This is a genomic window from Eudoraea sp. (genome assembly GCF_049665975.1).
Classification (GTDB): Bacteria; Bacteroidota; Bacteroidia; order Flavobacteriales; family Flavobacteriaceae; genus Eudoraea.
Genome location: NZ_JBATGR010000545.1, coordinates 1 through 1,598 on the forward strand (window position 1 = coordinate 1; position 1,598 = coordinate 1,598).

Consider the following 1,598-nt stretch of genomic DNA (forward strand, 5'->3'; position numbering starts at 1 on the left):
AACCTCCGGCTCCGGTACACAGAATGACAGCTTTGGCTTTTAAGAAATGTATTTTTTGATTGTCCAAACTAAAGCCTGCAGCTCCCGCAATCTTTCCATTTTCTTTGATCAGGTGAGTGATGACCACTCGCTCAACCAAAGGTATATTTCGCTCTGTAATAGGTTTATTAAAAGCCTTGTTGTACAAATTTGATTCAAAAAATCCCCATTCTCTGAGTTCATTTACCCTCGCCAGGGAATGTTCGGCCAATTGTTGGGTATATACCGGATTATTGGTGCCCAATGCAGAACGGGACACCATTTCTGTAAATTCTTCAGGAGATAGTTTTTCCGTTTTTGCATCGTAGGCAAAGATACCCTTGGCGAATGGGGTAAGCCCGGAGGAGCCAAGCCTTCCTTTTGAGACCATCATCACCTTCGCTCCGGCATCATGTGCTTTAACGGCGGCAAACAGACCGGCCATACCGCTACCAATGACCAAGACATCGGCTTCATTTTCCTGATAGCTGATATCGTCAGGCTCAACTTCTCGCTTGTTCTCTTTAAAAGCGCTGGCTAAGCCCCAAGAACCGATAGCCGCTAGACCTAATGTGCCACCAGTCAAGATAGTAAACTGCCGCCGTGTCATATGGTCATTTTTATTTGAATTACTCATGCTTCATTGTATTTTGAGATTCCCGAAAATAGGTTTGGAATAAATAGAATATTCCGCCAGCAGCCACTAGGATAATGTAAACCGAGAATGGAATGTTGGAATGGCTGCCTATATTTATCACATGCCACGAAGCCGCGATTAAAAATAATACGGATACATAGCCATGGAACATTCGCCCTACTCTATATTTCAAATCGAATTTATTTCTAAAAAAAGTTGTGATAAGAATGAGAAGTATGATAGCATAGGCCATAAGGCCCAGTACCACCCCGAGGCTACTAAATTCTGTAATCAACGTAAGAAAGGCATCCCCAGGTGCTATACCGGCCTCAAAGAATCTTGGCAGTACGATAAAGAAAGGATGCAGTAAAAGCACAACAATGAATATATATCCTATGTACTTGTGAATTTTAAAGGCCATTGAAAATTCACCCCCCCTATTGAAATGCTTATTGTGCCGTGTAAAATAAAACTGCGCCAGCATCGCGAAAAAGGCAATCATTGTCACTATTGAAAGTATTTCTTTCACTACGCTTTTTCTTGGAAAATCTCCCAAAGCATAAAGCAAAAGAGGCAGTCCGATAAAAAGGACTATTGACGGAACCAATTTGAGATATTTGCTTTGCTTTTTCATGATCAACCCCATGATACGATTACCGGAATTGATTTTTCTGGTGTGATAACAATGGCATCCACCGGGCAATACATGCGGCACAAATGACAGATCTGGCAATCTTCTGGGTATAGAATCTCAGCCTTTCCTGTCTTTGGGTTTAGCCTTAACACATCTGTTGGGCAGCTTTTAATGCACTCTTCGCATCCAATACATCCGTTTATACTTTCGATAGGCATGACCTTGTTTTTTTGGAATTTCAATCCCTGTTTCTAATACAAAGTAAGAGTGCTCTTAATGGATTTGAAAAAGAAATCAACGGACCAGGGG

3 protein-coding genes are annotated in these 1,598 nt (G+C 41.6%); all 3 read right to left on the bottom strand.

The features are described from left to right. The coding region (locus WBN20_RS17120) for an FAD-binding protein (protein ID WP_424282566.1) at window positions 1-628 on the bottom strand (628 nt) is incomplete at its 3' end. 19 nt (window positions 629-647) lie between these two features. After that, the gene (locus WBN20_RS17125; RefSeq protein WP_424282567.1) at window positions 648-1,289 is read right to left on the bottom strand and encodes a hypothetical protein; all 642 of its coding nucleotides are present in this window, start codon (window positions 1,287-1,289) and stop codon (window positions 648-650) included. Between the two features lie 2 nt (window positions 1,290-1,291). Next, window positions 1,292-1,507: a 4Fe-4S dicluster domain-containing protein gene (locus WBN20_RS17130; protein WP_424282568.1), complete on the bottom strand. Its 216-nt coding sequence runs from the start codon at window positions 1,505-1,507 to the stop codon at window positions 1,292-1,294. Window positions 1,508-1,598: the final 91 nt, after the last annotated feature.